The organism is Parasphingopyxis algicola (assembly GCF_013378075.1).
Taxonomy (GTDB): domain Bacteria; phylum Pseudomonadota; class Alphaproteobacteria; order Sphingomonadales; family Sphingomonadaceae; genus Parasphingopyxis; species Parasphingopyxis algicola.
This window is the reverse complement of the sequence record NZ_CP051131.1, coordinates 3,150,881-3,166,324: the sequence shown is the minus strand read 5'-3', so window position 1 is coordinate 3,166,324 and position 15,444 is coordinate 3,150,881. Positions and strand designations below refer to the sequence as shown.

General features: G+C 65.5%; 14 protein-coding genes. 11 read left to right on the top strand and 3 right to left on the bottom strand.

Annotated elements, in window-relative coordinates:
* Window positions 1-52 precede the first annotated feature (52 nt).
* From obgE to HFP57_RS15685, 6 genes are all read left to right on the top strand, one after another.
* On the top strand, window positions 53-1,093 hold the full coding sequence (gene obgE, locus HFP57_RS15710) for a GTPase ObgE (RefSeq protein WP_176870666.1): 1,041 nt from the start codon (window positions 53-55) through the stop codon (window positions 1,091-1,093).
* Complete coding sequence (gene proB, locus HFP57_RS15705) at window positions 1,078-2,202, top strand: glutamate 5-kinase (protein WP_176870665.1); 1,125 nt, start codon at window positions 1,078-1,080, stop codon at window positions 2,200-2,202. The genes obgE and proB overlap by 16 nt, the downstream gene beginning before the upstream one ends.
* Window positions 2,199-3,110: an NAD-dependent epimerase/dehydratase family protein gene (locus tag HFP57_RS15700; RefSeq protein ID WP_176870664.1), complete on the top strand. Its 912-nt coding sequence runs from the start codon at window positions 2,199-2,201 to the stop codon at window positions 3,108-3,110. Before proB ends, HFP57_RS15700 begins: the two co-directional genes overlap by 4 nt.
* Before the next feature lie 132 nt (window positions 3,111-3,242).
* Window positions 3,243-3,482, top strand: a complete 240-nt coding sequence (locus HFP57_RS15695; RefSeq protein ID WP_176870663.1) for an acyl carrier protein — start codon at window positions 3,243-3,245, stop codon at window positions 3,480-3,482.
* Window positions 3,482-4,735 (top strand): serine palmitoyltransferase, encoded by a 1,254-nt coding sequence (gene spt, locus HFP57_RS15690; RefSeq protein WP_176870662.1) that lies wholly within the window; start codon window positions 3,482-3,484, stop codon window positions 4,733-4,735. The genes HFP57_RS15695 and spt overlap by 1 nt, the downstream gene beginning before the upstream one ends.
* Before the next feature lie 91 nt (window positions 4,736-4,826).
* On the top strand, window positions 4,827-6,782 hold the full coding sequence (locus HFP57_RS15685; protein WP_176870661.1) for an ATP-binding protein: 1,956 nt from the start codon (window positions 4,827-4,829) through the stop codon (window positions 6,780-6,782).
* Here HFP57_RS15685 and HFP57_RS15680 read toward each other — a convergent pair.
* From HFP57_RS15680 to HFP57_RS15670, 3 genes are read right to left on the bottom strand one after another with little or no spacing between them, the layout of a single operon-like run.
* Window positions 6,779-7,699 carry a hypothetical protein gene (locus tag HFP57_RS15680; protein ID WP_176870660.1) on the bottom strand — a complete coding sequence of 307 codons (921 nt, stop codon included), beginning with the start codon at window positions 7,697-7,699 and terminating at the stop codon, window positions 6,779-6,781. The two genes, HFP57_RS15685 and HFP57_RS15680, sit on opposite strands and share 4 nt — an antisense overlap.
* Window positions 7,696-8,670: a diacylglycerol/lipid kinase family protein gene (locus HFP57_RS15675; RefSeq protein WP_176870659.1), complete on the bottom strand. Its 975-nt coding sequence runs from the start codon at window positions 8,668-8,670 to the stop codon at window positions 7,696-7,698. Before HFP57_RS15675 ends, HFP57_RS15680 begins: the two co-directional genes overlap by 4 nt.
* A gap of 4 nt (window positions 8,671-8,674) precedes the next feature.
* The gene (locus tag HFP57_RS15670) at window positions 8,675-9,187 is read right to left on the bottom strand and encodes a DUF2141 domain-containing protein (RefSeq protein ID WP_246263199.1); all 513 of its coding nucleotides are present in this window, start codon (window positions 9,185-9,187) and stop codon (window positions 8,675-8,677) included.
* A 133-nt stretch (window positions 9,188-9,320) separates the two neighbouring features.
* Here HFP57_RS15670 and lptF point away from each other — a divergent pair, with 133 nt between their 5' ends.
* The 5 genes from lptF to HFP57_RS15645 all read left to right on the top strand — a co-directional run bounded on the left by lptF (window position 9,321) and on the right by HFP57_RS15645 (window position 15,268).
* A complete protein-coding gene (lptF, locus tag HFP57_RS15665) occupies window positions 9,321-10,526 on the top strand; it encodes an LPS export ABC transporter permease LptF (RefSeq protein WP_246263198.1) in 1,206 nt (401 codons plus the stop codon).
* Window positions 10,527-10,529: 3 nt separating this feature from the next.
* Window positions 10,530-11,633, top strand: coding sequence for an LPS export ABC transporter permease LptG (lptG, locus tag HFP57_RS15660; protein ID WP_281363101.1), 1,104 nt, complete (start codon window positions 10,530-10,532; stop codon window positions 11,631-11,633).
* An 82-nt stretch (window positions 11,634-11,715) separates the two neighbouring features.
* The gene (locus tag HFP57_RS15655) at window positions 11,716-13,179 is read left to right on the top strand and encodes a lipopolysaccharide biosynthesis protein (RefSeq protein ID WP_176870658.1); all 1,464 of its coding nucleotides are present in this window, start codon (window positions 11,716-11,718) and stop codon (window positions 13,177-13,179) included.
* Window positions 13,180-13,385: 206 nt separating this feature from the next.
* Window positions 13,386-14,093 carry a sterol desaturase family protein gene (locus HFP57_RS15650; protein WP_176871359.1) on the top strand — a complete coding sequence of 236 codons (708 nt, stop codon included), beginning with the start codon at window positions 13,386-13,388 and terminating at the stop codon, window positions 14,091-14,093.
* A 17-nt stretch (window positions 14,094-14,110) separates the two neighbouring features.
* A complete protein-coding gene (locus HFP57_RS15645) occupies window positions 14,111-15,268 on the top strand; it encodes an N-acetyltransferase (RefSeq protein ID WP_176871358.1) in 1,158 nt (385 codons plus the stop codon).
* Window positions 15,269-15,444: the final 176 nt, after the last annotated feature.

Below are 15,444 nucleotides of genomic sequence, written 5' to 3'. Positions count from 1 at the left end.
CTTTGTGCCGCGCATTCTGGCCAACCCCCCTCCCCTCGCCTACATAGCCGCCATGCATTTTCTCGACCAGGCCAAGATCTATATTCGCTCCGGTGCGGGCGGCCCCGGGGCCGTCAGCTTCCGGCGCGAAAAATATATCGAATATGGCGGTCCCGACGGCGGCGACGGCGGCAGGGGCGGGGATATCGTGTTCGAGGCGGTCGAGGGCCTCAACACCCTGATCGACTTTCGCTACGCCCAGCATTTCAAGGCGCCGCGCGGCAAGGGCGGCTCGGGCAAGCAACAGACCGGAGCCGGCGGTAAGGATCTCGTCATCAAGGTGCCGGTCGGCACGCAGATCCTGAGCGAGGACAAGGAAGTCGTGCTCGCCGATTTCACCAAGGCCGGGCAGCGCAAGACGATGCTCGAAGGCGGCATCGGGGGGCGCGGCAACCTCTCCTACAAGAGTTCGACCAACCGCGCGCCGCGCCAGCACCAGCCGGGCGAACCGGGCGAGGAAATGTGGGTCTGGCTGCGGCTGAAGCTGATCGCCGATGTTGGGCTGCTGGGCATGCCCAATGCCGGCAAGTCGACCTTCATCAACGCCGTCTCCAACGCCAAGGCGAAGGTCGGCGCCTATCCGTTCACGACGATCCATCCCAAGCTCGGCGTCGTCGAGCACAAGGGCCGCGATTTCGTGATGGCCGACATTCCCGGCCTGATCGAGGGCGCGGCCGAAGGCGCGGGGATCGGCGACCGGTTCCTCGGCCATGTCGAACGCTGCCGGGTGCTGCTGCACCTGATCGACGCGAACGGCGAGGATCCGGTCAAGGCCTGGCGGACGGTCCGCGAGGAGCTGAAGGAGTATGGCGCGGGACTGGCCGACAAGCCCGAAATCGTCGCGCTCAACAAGGCCGACCTGCTCGACGAGGAGCTCATGGACGCGCTGGGCGCCGAGCTGGCCGAGGCGACGGGCGCGACCGTCCTGCCGCTGTCCGGCGCGACCGGCGAAGGCCTCGAAACCGTGCTCGATCATGTGATCGAGGCGCTCGGGTCGCCGCCGTCCGACGAAGCGGCCGAGGCCGAGGAAAGCGAAACATGGTCGCCGCTCTGACCGGGTTCGCGCCGGACGACTGCCCGCGCCTCGTCGTCAAGATCGGATCGTCTCTGCTGGTGGCGGAGGACGGTACGGTCCGGCGCGACTGGCTTGCGACCCTGGTCGGCGAGATGGCCGAACGGCAGCGCGCGGGGCAGAAGATCATTCTCGTTTCCTCGGGCGCGATCGCCTTCGGCGCGCGCTTGCTCGGCCTCGAAGGCGGCGGGCGCAAGAGCCTCGACGATGCGCAGGCGGCGGCGGCCGCGGGCCAGATCGCGCTCTCGCAGTGCTGGGCCGAGCTGCTCGGCGCACACGATCTTCGGGCCGCGCAGATACTGGTGACGCTCGGCGATCTCGAAGACCGGCGGCGCTATCTGAACGCGGCGGCGACGCTCGACCGGCTGCTCCGTCTCGACGCCGTCCCGCTGATCAACGAGAATGATTCCGTCGCGACGGAGGAAATCCGCTTCGGCGACAATGACCGGCTCGCCGCGCGCATCGGCCAGGCCGCGCGCGCCGACGGGATCGTCCTGCTCTCCGATGTCGCCGGGCTCTACAGCGCCGATCCGCGGCGCGACGAAACCGCCGAACTGATCCGCTCGGTCGAGACGATCGACGCGCGGATCGGTGCGATGGCGGCGGGCGCCTCTACGATGGGCTCGGGCGGCATGGCTTCGAAAGTCGAGGCGGCGCGGATCGCGACGGCCGCCGGCATGCCGCTCGCCATCATATCGGGCCAGCAGGACGCACCCCTCACCGCCTTTGCCGAGAGCGGCATCGGCACGATATTCACCGCCGAACGGGCGCCATCGGCGCGCGAAGCCTGGATGGCCGGACGGCTGACCGCGGCCGGCCGGATCACGATCGACGGGGGAGCGGCGCGCGCGCTGCGCGACGGCAACAGTCTGCTGCCCGCTGGCGTTACCGGCCTGAGCGGCGCGTTCGGCAGGGGCGACGTCGTCGATATCGCCGACGAGGACGGCACGATCATCGCCCGGGGCCTCGCCGAATATGACAGCGAAGCCACACAGAAGATCATGGGCCGCAAAACCGGTGAACTCGAAGCCATTCTCGGCTATGCACCGCGCCCCGCTCTCGTCCATCGCAACCATATGGTCTTCCTGTGAGCACGATCGCGGTCACGGGCGGTACGGGTTTTGTCGGCGGGCATCTGCTGCGCGTGGCGGTTGATGCCGGCCATCGGGTACGGGCGCTGACCCGGCGGGACCAACCGCCCTGCCCCGGCATAGACTGGATATCGGGCACTTTGTCGGAACCGGAGAATCTCGAACTCCTCACGCGCGGCGCCGATAGCGTGATCCATATCGCCGGCGCGATCCGCGCACCGGACCGGGACGGCTTCGCCGCGCCCAATATCGCGGGGACTGCCAATGTCATCGACGCCGCCCGCCAGGCGGGCGTCCGGCGCTTCATCCATATCTCCTCGCTGGCAGCGCGCGAGCCCGATCTATCCGACTATGGCTGGTCGAAAGCGGAATCAGAACGCGTTGTACAAGAGTCCGCCCTCGACTGGACGATCATCCGCCCGCCCGCCGTCTACGGCCCCGGCGACGGTGAAACGCTCGATCTGTTCGCCATGGCGGCCAAGGGCGTGGTCATCCTGCCGCCGGAGGGCCGGACGTCGCTGATCCATGTCCGCGATCTGTGCGCGCTCATGCTTGCGACGGTCGAGGCAGAGCCGGCGATCGGCGCGATTTACGAACCGGACGACGGGACGCCGGGCGGGCTGAGCCATGTCGCTTTCGGCCAGGCGCTGGGCCGCGCCGTCGGCCGGGATGTCCGGACCCTGTCGATGCCCGCGCCGCTCGTCCGGTTCGGCGCGCGGATGGACGGACTGTTCAGGGGCGAAAACGCGAAACTGACGCCGGATCGCGCGCGCTATTTCTGCCATCCCGACTGGGTCGTCGATCCGGACCGCAAACCGCCCGCGACGCTCTGGATACCGGCCATACCCCATGACCGGGGGCTGGCGGATACGGCGCGCTGGTATCGCGAGCAGGATTGGCTGAAATAGCCGGAAAACTGCGGTTTCAGGCCCCTCTCCGGCATAGAATCCCGCCCGATCCGCGCTGAATTCGACAATCCTTTGCCGTTTTACCGCCGCATTCGCTTGGCAAGCCATTTCCATACACTTTAGGGACGCATCATGACAGACCGCGCGACGACCTTCGCCTCCGTGAAGGATCTCATCGAACCGTTCAACGCAAAGGGCGTCGAGCTTGACGAAAGCACGACCTTTGCCGGCGATCTCGAATGGGACAGCCTGACGGTCATGGATTTCGTGGCGTCGATCGAGGACGAGTTCGACATCGTGATCACGATGAACCAGCAGGCCGAGATCGAAACCGTGGGCCAGCTTGTCGATGCCGTCGAGGAGCTGAAATAATGAACGCAACGACAACCGAAGCGGTGCTGGCGGAAACCGAAGAACCGCAGGCCGCCGATCTCTTCGCCAAATTCGAACCGCTGATCCAGGAGCGCGACAACCTGCTCGCCGCCGGCGTACGCGATCCGTTCGCCATCGTCATGGACGAGGTGAAGTCGCCGACCGAGGCGGTGATCGACGGCAAGGACACGATCCTGCTCGGCACCTACAACTATATGGGTATGACCTTCGATCCCGACGTCATCGCGGCGGGCCAGGAGGCGCTCGAGAAATTCGGTTCCGGAACGACCGGCAGCCGAGTGCTCAACGGCACCTATCAGGGCCACAAGGCGTGCGAGGAAGCGCTCCAGGAATTTTACGGCATGGACCATGCCATGGTCTTTTCGACCGGCTATCAGGCCAATCTCGGCATCGTCTCGACGCTGGCCGGGCGCGGCGATTATGTGATCCTCGACGCCGACAGCCATGCGTCCATCTATGACGGCTGTTTCCTCGGCAATGCCGACATCGTCCGGTTCCGGCACAATAACGTCGAAAATCTCGAAAAGCGACTCGCCAAATTGCCGCCCGAGGCGGGCAAGCTGGTCGTGCTCGAGGGCGTCTATTCGATGCTCGGCGATATCGCCCCGCTCGACGAGATGGTCCCGATCGCGAAGAAATATGGCGCGATGGTGCTCGTCGACGAAGCGCATTCGATGGGCTTTTTCGGCGAACATGGCCGCGGCGTCGCCGAAGCGCAGGGGGTGCTCGACCAGGTCGATTTCATCATCGGCACCTTCTCGAAGAGCGTCGGCACGGTCGGCGGTTTTTGCGTGTCGAACCATCCGAAGACGGATTTCCTGCGCCTCGTCTGCCGGCCCTACACCTTCACAGCGTCGCTGCCGCCTTCGGTGGTGGCCACCGCGACGACCTCGATCCGCAAGCTCATGCATGCGGGCAACAAGCGCGCGCATCTCTGGGAGAATAGCAAGCGGCTGCACCAGGGTCTGCGCGATCTCGGCTTCAAGCTGGCGACCGACGAACCGGAAAGCGCCATCCTCGCCGTGCTGCTGCCCGATCAGGAAAAGGCGGTGCGCATGTGGCAGGCGCTGCTCGAGCACGGGCTTTACGTCAACATGGCGCGCCCGCCCGCGACCCCGGTCGGCGTTTACCTGCTCCGCTGCTCGCTCTGCGCCGAGCATACGGCCGAACAGGTCGAGCAGATCCTCGGCATGTTCGAGGCGGCCGGAAAGGCCACGGGCGCCATTTCCTAGGGCGTTCGTACGTCCAGCCGAGCGGAATCGGGGGACGAACAGAGCCCGCCCGCTATCCGCGCCCGGCTGACGGTTCTATAGCTTCTCCGCTATGGTGGACGGATATGGGGGAGCGGCACTGGCCGCCTCCGCCAACGAGGAGGTCTGGCGACGCGGATTCGCCAGCGCGGCGGCGCTGGTGCTCACACTGCTGTTCGGCGTGCTCGTCTATCTCGTCATCCAGTCCAACGACGAGCGTGACGAAGCGGCGCGCAGCGAACGCCAGAGTTTCGAGACGATCATGGCGGTGCGGAATATCGAGGAATCGATGGCCCGGGCCGAGGTCGCGCTCGGCCGCTTCGTCATCAACGGCGACAGCACGCCGGCCACCATCTATCGCAACGAGCGCCGGGCCGCTGCCCGGCAGATCGAGAGCCTCCAGCGGATCGTCCGCGGCTATCCGGCCCAGGCCGAGCGGGCGGAACGACTGGAAACGCTGTACGATGCCTATGGCAGCGAGCTGGCCGCGATCACCCGGTTGACGTCGGCGGGGCAGAATTTCGATGCGCTCGCCCGGTACAACAGCGTCGCCAACAGCCAGAACGGCGTCGCGGTGATCGCAACGCTCGACGAGATCGCCGCTTATGAACGGACATTGCTGAGCGGCCGATCGGCGGCGCGGATCGAGACCAACGAACGGGCCCGGATACTGGCCAACCTGCTGACCGTCGCCGGGATCATCCTCGCCATCGTTGCGCTGATCCTCGCCTATGCGACGATCCGCGCCTTCCGTCAGCGCTTCGACGCCGATCAGCGCGCCGAAGAGCTGGAGGATGCCGTCGCCGAACGCACGGCCGAGCTCGAAGCGTTGAACGCCCAGCTGCGCGCCGAAGTCGCCGAGCGGACGGCCGCCGAGCAGAAGTTGAACCAGGCGCAGAAGCTCGAAGCCGTCGGCCAGCTGACCGGCGGGATCGCGCACGACTTCAACAATATGCTCGCGGTCGTGATCGGCGGACTCGATCTCGCCAAGCGGAAGATGGCCGAACAGCCCGAGCGCGCGAACGAACATATCGAGAATGCGCTCGAAGGCGCCAATCGGGCGGCGGCGCTGACCCGCCGGCTGCTGACCTTCGCCCGCGCCGAGCCGTTCCTGCCCGAAGGCACGGACGCGGCCGCGCGGATCGATACCATGGCGGACCTGCTCCGCCGGTCGATCGGCGAACAGATCACGGTGGCGATCGAGGCCGATAGCGATATCTGGCCGCTCTGGGTCGATCCGCACCAGCTCGAAAACGCCGTCCTCAATCTCGCGGTGAACGCCCGCGACGCGATGGACGGAAAAGGCGAGCTGACGATCGCCATCCGCAACCGGACGCTTGCAGATGACGAGGTCGGCGACATCGCCGCCGGTGATTATGTGCAGATCGCCGTCACCGATACCGGCAGCGGCATGGACGATGGGGTGATCGAGCATGTGTTCGAGCCCTTCTTCACAACCAAGCCTGTCGGCAAGGGAACGGGCCTCGGCCTCAGCCAGATATTCGGCTTCGTCCGCCAGTCCGGCGGTGATGTGCGGATCGATTCAACAGTTAACGAAGGCACGACCGTGTCGCTGTTCCTGCCGCGTTTCGATGGCGACGTCGTCGCGCCCGAAGCCCCGGCCGCGGCAGCGTCCGGCGGGAACGGCGCGAGGGACGGTCTCACGATCCTGCTGGTCGAGGACGATCAGCGGGTGCGCCGCTCGACGACCGCCGGTCTCGAGGAACTCGGGCATGTCGTGCTGGCCTGCGCCAACGGACCGACGGCGATCGATGTGCTGGCCGAGCGCCCCGATATCGACCTGTTGCTGACCGATGTCGTGATGCCCGACATGACGGGGCCGGAGCTTGCGGACCGGGTCGCGGCCAGCCATCCCGATCTGCCGGTGATCTTCGTGACCGGCTATGCGCGCGAGGCGATCGACGGCGAACAGTTTTCGGGCCATGCGATCCTCCGCAAACCGTTCACCATCGCCGCTCTGGCGGACGCCGTCGCCAATGCGGCACCGGGCAACCGGCGGGCGGGCTAGCGGACCGCCCCGCGCAGCAAGAGCCGCGGCAGCAGCGCCAGGGCGCCGAGCAGCGGCCAGCGTCGCTGCCAGGGCCGGACCGTGATCTCGGTTCCGGCGTGCCGGTTGATCTTCCAGGCGAGATAATCGACGCCGCCCGCATAGGTGGCGCTGGCCTTGGCCAGCCGCGCGAGCGTCAGCAATTTGCCTTCGATCCGCCGCCGCGCCCATGTCCGGCGCGCGGCGCGTGCGCCGGTCCGATGCCCCAGCGCGAGCGGTTCATCTCCATCGACAGCGATATCGATGCCGAGCGTGGCGAGCACGGGAGCCGCGAACCGCCGGTAGCGATCGGGATCGAAATCGACGACCGAGGCGGCGCGGCCCTGCCGCTCGGCGCGCAGCTCCGCGCTGTAAGTGAGCGCAAAGGCGCGGCGCCAGAGATCGAGCGTCGATACCTCGCCCTCGATCATCGGAAGCGCCGCTTCGAGCAGGGCCGGAGCAGCCAGCGAAACGGATTCCGTGACGCGTTCGGCCGCCGCCGGGTCGCGGCTCCAGACCAGGCGTGACGGCTGGGCGAAGCGCGCCCAGACGGAGACGTTGCGGGTTCGGGACGAGGCGAGGCGCGCGAAATCGCTTTCGCTGAGAACCGCATATTTTGCCTGCAAACCGCCATGCTGGACGGGAAAGACATTGGGCGGGATGAGCCGGTTCGCAACCGCGAGCCAGCGCCGGTCATAGGCGGCCCGATATTCGGACACGATGACGTAGAAATCGAGCATCTGGCCGTCGAGTTCGGTCGTCCGCAGGCAAGAGCCATAGAAAAGCACGGCGCGCGCGGAATCGCCGAACAGGCCGGCGACATGGCGGGCAAAACTGGTGACGCGCGGATCGACGGGCGCCTCAAGCTCCGCGCGTACCAGGTCCTGGAGCCGGGTCACGCCGTCAGCGAGAGAAAGGGTACGGGCATTGTCGGGGTCAGCACGATCGGCCGTTCGCTCTGCGCCTCGAACAGTTCGCCGTCCAGAATCACGCTGGATTTGTCACCCTCGATCCGGATCTCGTTGCCATGGCTCAGATGGACGCCGGCGAGCTGCGCGCTGTCCAGCTTGCCGAGGAAACTCGCCCAGGCGGCGCGGAGGAGCGCCAGCGGCTTCTGCTCGACCATCATCAGCTTGAGCGGTCCCGAGGCAGTTGAGCCGATATTGGTCTGGCTCTTCAGCAGCAGGCGCTCGAGCGTCGTCACCATCAGCAGCGCGAACTTGCCCTGGATTTCGCCCTGATGGACGACCGACACGCTGATCGGCCGCGCCTGGGGCGGCAGGAATCGCGCCTTGATCCGAAACAGCGCGGAAAAGACCACGGCGATCGCGGTGATCAGATGGCTGAAGCCGTTCGGGAGCCCGAGCGGATAGATTTTGTGCCGGCAATAGAGGATCGAATCGGCCAGCCCCGCCCCGCCGAGGAACATGCCGAGCACGGGCCGGCCGTTGGCGTCGCCGCCGGTCAGCGCGATCAGTTCGCGACGGACGATATGGTCGGACAGGTCGGTGCGGACGATCTCCATGATCCGCTCGAGCGCCTCGATCGGATCGCCGTCGGCGCCGAGATCGAGCGCGATGAGATTGGTCTTGCCGTTGGGCAGGACCGCGACCGGCGGCGGCGTATCCGAGAAATGCCGGCCATGATGGAGTTCGGTCAGCGCCGCCTGTACCGTCCCGTCGCCGCCATTGATCACCAGTATCTGCGGATTTACGCGCGCGATCGTCTGGAGCGCGTCGCCGATCTGGCTCACATCCTCGACCTCGTAATGGAAGATGTCGGATCGTTGCGCGCAGAACTTCCGGATGCGCGGCAACATCGCGACATTTCCCGTCGACCGGGGATTGGAGAGAAGGGCGACGCAGACCATCGGGTTAGCCGATCGGCTCCACCGCCGTGCCCTGCATGTAATTGAGGACGACGGTTATCCGGGTGACCCCGTTGCCGGCGCGAAACGCGACTTCATCGTAATCGGGCTCGAGGTTGAACGGGAAGGACAGGTCGGGATTGCCCGAAAAGCCGCCGCCATCGCGCCGGTCCGACCGGTTATTGCCGTTGCTGTCATGGCGAACCGCGATCCCGTACGTGCCCGGGCCGGGCAACGGCAGACACACGGTCATGTTGCGATTGGTGGGCTGGACGGGAATATCGACCCGGTGCAGCCACTGGCCGCGTTCGAGCCAGTTATTGTCGCCCTGGTAGGACTGGACGCGCACCCGGCCGTTATCGTCGCGAAAACCGACGACGCGCACCAGCGCCGCCGATCCCGATGCCCCGGCGCGGCATTGCGACAGGTCGTTGGGCACGCGCGTGCCCGCATCGGCTGCAGTTGCGAAAGCGGCCATGGGCAGGGCAGCGGCCGCAGGGATAATCGTGCTTTTCAGCATTGAAACCAACTCCAACATATTTGCCAAGGCCTGTTTGCCCGGATCAGGCATGGCAAAATTCAAACTAATCCCCTATTTCTGTCAGATATCCCCAATGCTTGCGGCCAAATTATGGTCACGGAGCGTCTGAACTTTGCAAATTTTCACTGCCACCGACCGCTATATGTTCCGGCTGATCATCGTGCCGCTCGTCGCGACGCTGGTCATCGCGGCCATGTTGCTGGTTCTCGACAAGATGTTGCGATTGTTCGATTTCGTCGCGCGCGAGGGCGGGCCGGTGAATGTCGTGTGGCAGATGCTGGCCAATCTCGTGCCCGAATATCTGTCGCTGGCGATCCCGGTCGGGCTGATGCTCGGTATCCTGTTCGCCTTCCGCAAGCTCGCGCTGTCCTCGGAACTCGACGTGTTGCGCGCGGTCGGCATCGGCTATCGCCGACTGCTGCTCGTGCCCTATATCTTCACGGTCGGCTTCGTGCTGCTCAACCTGCTGATCGTCAGCTATTTCCAGCCGATCGCGCGCTATTCATACGAAAACCTTCAGTTCGAGCTGCGTTCGGGCGCGCTCGGCGCATCGATCAATGTCGGCGAGTTCAACAATCTCGGCAGCAACATGACGCTCCGGGTCGAGGAAAGCACGAATGACGGCCGGGACCTGTCGGGTATCTTCGTGCGCACCACATCGCCCCAGGGCCGGCAGCTCTCGGTGTCCGCCGATCATGGCACCTTCATGGCGACCGACGAGCAGGACACGATCCTGCTGCGCCTCACCAACGGCCGGCTCATCCATAACCAAGCCGATTTCGAGAGCCCGCGCGTGCTGAGCTTCGAAAGTCACGACCTGCCGATCGATCTGCCGCAGATCGAACAGTTCAGGGGGCGTGGCGGCGAACATCGCGAACTCACCCTGTTCGAGCTGGCGCGGGTGGGGAGCGACAGTAGCGCTCCGGAAGAGTTGCGGCTCGCGAGCCGGGCCAATTTCCACTACCGGATGGCAGAGATCGCGATGATGTTCCTGCTGCCGCTGCTCGCCGTGGCGCTCGCGGTCCCGCCCAAGCGCTCGACATCCGCGCTCGGCGTGTTCCTGTCCGTCGTGATGATCACCACCTATCACAAGATTTGCCAATATGGCGAAGATCTGGCCGCGCTCGGCCGGGTCGATCCGCTGATTTCGCTCTGGGTGCCGTTCGCGGTTTTCGCCGCGCTCATCGCCTGGATGTACTACCATATCGCCTATGTGCCGGGCGGCCAGCCGATCGGCGCGCTCGAAAAGGGATTTTCCAAGATGGCCGGATTCGTGCGGCGGCTGTTCCTGCGCCGGCGGAGCCCGATCGGGAGCTGATCCTTGGACGCACCGCAGCTACAGTTTTTCCCGTCACGGACGATCTCGCTCTACATGGCGAAGATGTTCCTGACCCGCACATTCGCGGTGCTGGGCGGGCTCGTCGTCATCCTGATGACGCTCGACCTGCTCGGCGAATCGGGACAGATTCTCGCGCCCGAGGGCAATGGCGAGGCCGAACTCTGGTTCTACGTGTCGCTCCGCGTGCCGCAGCTGATCGAGCGGTTTCTTCCATTCGCCGCCCTGCTCGGCACCTTGATCGCGCTCAGCTCGATGAACGCGAACAGCGAAATCATCTCGATGAAGGCGGCCGGCGCGTCGGCGCACCAGATCCTCGCGCCGCTGATCCTGACGAGCTTCATCGTCGGCATCGGCCTGTTCATCTTCAACGAACGCGTCGTCGCCCCCGCCTATGGAACGCTCAGCGCCTGGGAGTCCGTCGATTACGGCCCGATCCCCGAACAGCGCGCCGGCGCGACCAATGTCTGGGTGCGCGACGGCAACGACCTGATCAACGCGCGGAGCGTATCCGGGCGGGGCGATGCGACCATACTCGACGGCGTGACCGTATATGACCGGACCGGCGGCGTGATCGAGTTTCTCGTCAGCGCCGAACGCGCCACCTATACCGGCAACGGCTGGCGGCTGGAAAACCCCCAGCAATTCGACGTTTCGGCGGTCGAACAGAGCAATCCGGAATCGCTCGTCATCGCCGAAGGCGTGACGCCCGACCAGTTCACGCTGGCCAATATCGAGGCCGGCGCGCTCAACTTTTTCGAGCTGCGCCAGGCGATCGCCGATCTCCAGGCGGCAGGCCGGCCGACCACCGCGCTCGAGGCCGGCCTCTGGCACAAGATATCGGGCCCGCTATCCACCCTGCTGATGCCGCTGCTCGGCGCCGTGGCGGGTTTCGGGCTCGCCCGTTCCGGCCAACTCTTCATCCGCGCGATCATCGGCATGGCGCTCGGTTTCACCTATTTCGTCGCCGACAATTTCGCGCTAGCCATGGGCAATATCGGCGCCTATCCGCCGTTGCTCGCGGCCTGGGCGCCCTTCTTCCTGTTTTTGCTGATCGGCGAGGCCGTGCTGATCCGAACCGAGGAATGAAGCGATAGCGCAGGGGGCCGATAGCGGGCAAACCGTCGCCGGAAAAACGGTCGAACGCGGCGACGTCGCGCATGGCGCGGCAATGGCGGCGATGGCCCGGCTCGGCGCGCTGATCGAAGTCGTCGCGCAGCCGCTCTACACATGGCTGTTCGGGATCGCGACCTACGGCCTCTACATCGTCCTGTGGTCGGCGGTGAACATGGCCGAGAAGATCGTCGATCTCTCGCTGACCCAGGCGCTGCAGCGGATCGTGCCCGTCGAGAGCGAGGAAGCGGCGCATGGCGCGGTCAAGTTCGCGCTGCTCGTCACGACGCTCCCGGCCATAGCGATCGCGGCGCTCGTCGCCCTGTTCGCGCCGCAGATCGCCGGTTTCGTTTCGGCAGCGCCCGAGGACGCAGCCCGGTTGCCCGAGATGATCGCCCTGTTCGCCTGGGCGCTGCCGCTCTGGACCTTTGTCGAGGTGGCGACATCGGCGGCGCGCGCGCGCCGTGCGTTCGGCCCCGAAATCCGGCTGCGGATATTCTGGGAGCAGTGCGCGCGGCTCGCCTTCGCGGTCGGTTTCTTCCTCGCCGGCTGGACGAGCACGGGGCTGCTCCTCGCCCATCTGCTATCTCTGGCGCTCGTCGCCATTCTCGCGGCGCGGCTGCTCGCGCGCTATTATGACATGCGTCTCATGCTGCGCGCGCCGGTGCCGGCGGCGCTGCGCGCCAATGTGCTGGTTTCGGGTATCGCCCTGTCGCCGAGCGCAATCGCCCGGCGGACCCTGAACGACCTGCCGCCGATCATCCTCAACCTGATGCTGCCGGGGGCCCAGGGAGCGACCGCCGCCGGCCTGTTCGGCATCGCCCGCAAGGTCGCGTCGGTCCCGCTGATCGTCCGCCAGGCCTTTCTCTACGTCCTCGCGCCGCTCAGCTCGGCCCAGGCGGCGCTGGACCGCGCCCGGATCGCGCCGCTCTACGCCTTTTCCTCGCGCCTGTCCGCGGCGCTCGTGCTGCCGCTGGGCGGGCTGCTGATCCTGCTCGCGTCCGACATATTGAGCCTGTTCGGGCCCGGGGCGGACGCGGCGCTCGCCGCGCTGGTCATCCTGACCCTGGGCCGGATGGGCGAAGCGATTATCGGCCCGGCGACGCCGATCGTCGAGATGACCGGGCATCGCCTGCTGCCCTTCTTCAACAGCCTCGCCGGAATCGCGGTCTGGGCATTCCTCGCCGGCATTTTCGCGCCCGACCGCGGCGCCGAGGGCATGGCGATAGCGGTCAGCATCGGCGCGGTCGTGATCGCCGTCGCGGCGGTCGTCGAATTGAAAGTGAGCGACGGCCTCCAGCCGTTCGACCTGCCCTTCCTGCGCGGACTGCTGATCGGCGGCGCGGGCCTGACGGTCCTCGCCATGCTCGGCCTCGCTCTCGGACCATTGGGCGCGCCCGTCCGGGCCGTTGCCCTGCTGCTCGCCTTCGTCCCGCTGTGCTGGGTGACGCTACGGCTTGGCCTCGACCATGACGACCGCGCCGCGCTCGGCGCTTTTGCCAGACGAACGCGACTGGTTTAAATAGGGCCGTTTCGGCGGATCGCGGCACAAGAACCGCACGATTTTCGTCGCAAAGCTGCCTCATTACCCGTTCATATGCGGTGGCTTAGAGCAGTTGGCGAAAGTGCCGGCGAACCCGAAAGATACATGATTAAAGGAAGTTAGACGTGAGAGTCGCAGCCACCGCGCGCCCCGGGATTTGGAATCGGTCGCACTATCTGGACAAGATGACGTTCAAGGAATTGGTCGTCGCCTATTTTCAGTATCCGGCGATCATCGCCTATCTCGTTCTGTCCGTCGTGTCGTTCGGCGTCTGGCTCTGGCAGCCGGCGACGCTGGCGCAGACCGTCGTCAGTCTTGCCGTCGCCGTGATGGCATATCCGCTTGCCTGGTACCTGCTGCACCGCTGGGTGCTGCACAGCCAGTGGATGTACAAGGTGAAGATCCTCTCGCCGGTCTGGAAGCGTATCCATTACGATCACCATCAGGACCCGAACCATCTCGAGGTGCTGTTCGGCTCGCTCTCGACGACCCTGCCGACGATCGTCGTCATCCTCGCGCCGATCGGCTGGCTGATCGGCGGCATCGGCGGCGCGGCGGCTGCCGTGGGCGCCGGTCTCCTGACGACCTGCTTCTACGAGTTCTGCCACTGCGTGCAGCATCTCAAATACAAGCCGCGCAACAAGTGGCTCGCCCAGATGAAAGCGCGCCACATGGCCCATCACTTCCATGACGAGAGCGGCAATTTCGGGATCACCAACTTCTTCTGGGACAAGGTGTTCGGCACCTTCTACGAGCGCCCCGACCGGAAGGAAAAGAGCGAGACGGTGTTCAACCTCGGCTACACGCCCGAAACCGCAGAACGCTATCCCTGGGTGGCGGAGCTTTCGGGCGGAGTGGCGACCGGGCATCCGACCCAGCGCGCCAAGGACTAGGCGAGACAGCCGCACCCATCATGAGCGCAGACATTGCCGTCCGCCCGGTCACCGGCAAGGCGGAACTCAAGACATTCGTCGATCTGGCCTATCGGCTGAATGCCGATACGCCGTACTGGGTTCCGCCGCTGCGCTCCGAGGTGATCGAACTGCTGACGCCGGGCAAGAACCCGTTTTACGAGCATGCCGACGTCCAGCCGCTCCTCGCCTGGCGGGACGGCAAGCCGGTCGGCCGGATTTCCGCGCATATCGACCATCTCGCGCTCGAACAGCCGATCGAACAGGGCATGGGCCCGGGCACCGGCAATTGGGGCATGATGGAGGCGGAAGACGAGGCGGTCATGGCCGCGCTGCTCGCCGCCGCCGAGGACTGGCTGCGCGGCCAGGGCATGACCCGCGCGCTCGGCCCGCTGAGCCTTTCCGTCTGGGACGAACCGGGCCTGCTCACCAAGGGCCACGACCACCGCCCGATGATCATGATGGGCCATCACAAACCGGCCTATGCGGGATGGATCGAGGCATGCGGCCATACGGAAGCCAAGCAGCTCCACACCTTCATCGTCCCGGTGGCGGACGGCTTTCCGCCGATCATCCGCCGGATCGTGCAATCGGGCGAGCGCAACGAGCGGATCAATATACGCCCGGTCGATATGCGCCGCTTCGACGAGGAAGCGACGCTGATCCTCTCGATACTCAACCAGGCCTGGAGCAAAAACTGGGGCTTCGTTCCGATCACCGACAGCGAAGTGCACTATATCAAGACCAAGCTGAAGCCGGTCATCTATCCCGAAATCAACCTGATCGCCGAATATGACGGCAAGCCCGCCGCCTTCATGCTCTGCCTGCCCGACGTCAACGAGGCGCTGAAGCACATGAACGGCTCGCTACTGCCGTTCGGTTGGGCGAAGCTGCTCTGGAAGCTCAAACGCCGGAAATGGAAGGGCGGCCGCGTGCCGCTGATGGGCGTGCTCCCCGAACACCAGAACAGCCGCCTCGCCAGCCAGCTCGCCTTCATGATGATCGAGCATATCCGCCGCTGGGGCGTCGAGCGGATGGGCGTGGAACGCGCCGAAGTCGGCTGGATCCTCGACGACAACCAGGGAATGGTCGCCATCGCCGACGCGATCAAGGGCGAGGTGAACCGGGTATATTCGGTGTATGAGAAGGCGCTTTAGGGGGCGGGCGGCCGCGAGATTTTCACCAGAAGAGAAATGACTGTTTCGGGGCCGGTTGCGGACTGTCGGCTCTTAAGGATTGAGTTGCGAAAGCCGCCGTTCGGCCTAATTCCACCGGAATGACTTGCCTATGACACAATGTTGGCGCTTGCAGATTCTGTACGTCTCCAATGACA

Coding starts and splice junctions, on each gene's coding strand:
- obgE (WP_176870666.1), top strand. CDS start 53: ATGCATTTTCTCGACCAGGCCAAGATCTATATTCGCTCCGGTGCGGGC.
- proB (WP_176870665.1), top strand. CDS start 1,078: ATGGTCGCCGCTCTGACCGGGTTCGCGCCGGACGACTGCCCGCGCCTC.
- HFP57_RS15695 (WP_176870663.1), top strand. CDS start 3,243: ATGACAGACCGCGCGACGACCTTCGCCTCCGTGAAGGATCTCATCGAA.
- spt (WP_176870662.1), top strand. CDS start 3,482: ATGAACGCAACGACAACCGAAGCGGTGCTGGCGGAAACCGAAGAACCG.
- HFP57_RS15685 (WP_176870661.1), top strand. CDS start 4,827: ATGGTGGACGGATATGGGGGAGCGGCACTGGCCGCCTCCGCCAACGAG.
- HFP57_RS15675 (WP_176870659.1), bottom strand. CDS start 8,670: ATGGTCTGCGTCGCCCTTCTCTCCAATCCCCGGTCGACGGGAAATGTC.
- HFP57_RS15670 (WP_246263199.1), bottom strand. CDS start 9,187: ATGCTGAAAAGCACGATTATCCCTGCGGCCGCTGCCCTGCCCATGGCC.
- HFP57_RS15655 (WP_176870658.1), top strand. CDS start 11,716: ATGGCGGCGATGGCCCGGCTCGGCGCGCTGATCGAAGTCGTCGCGCAG.
- HFP57_RS15650 (WP_176871359.1), top strand. CDS start 13,386: ATGACGTTCAAGGAATTGGTCGTCGCCTATTTTCAGTATCCGGCGATC.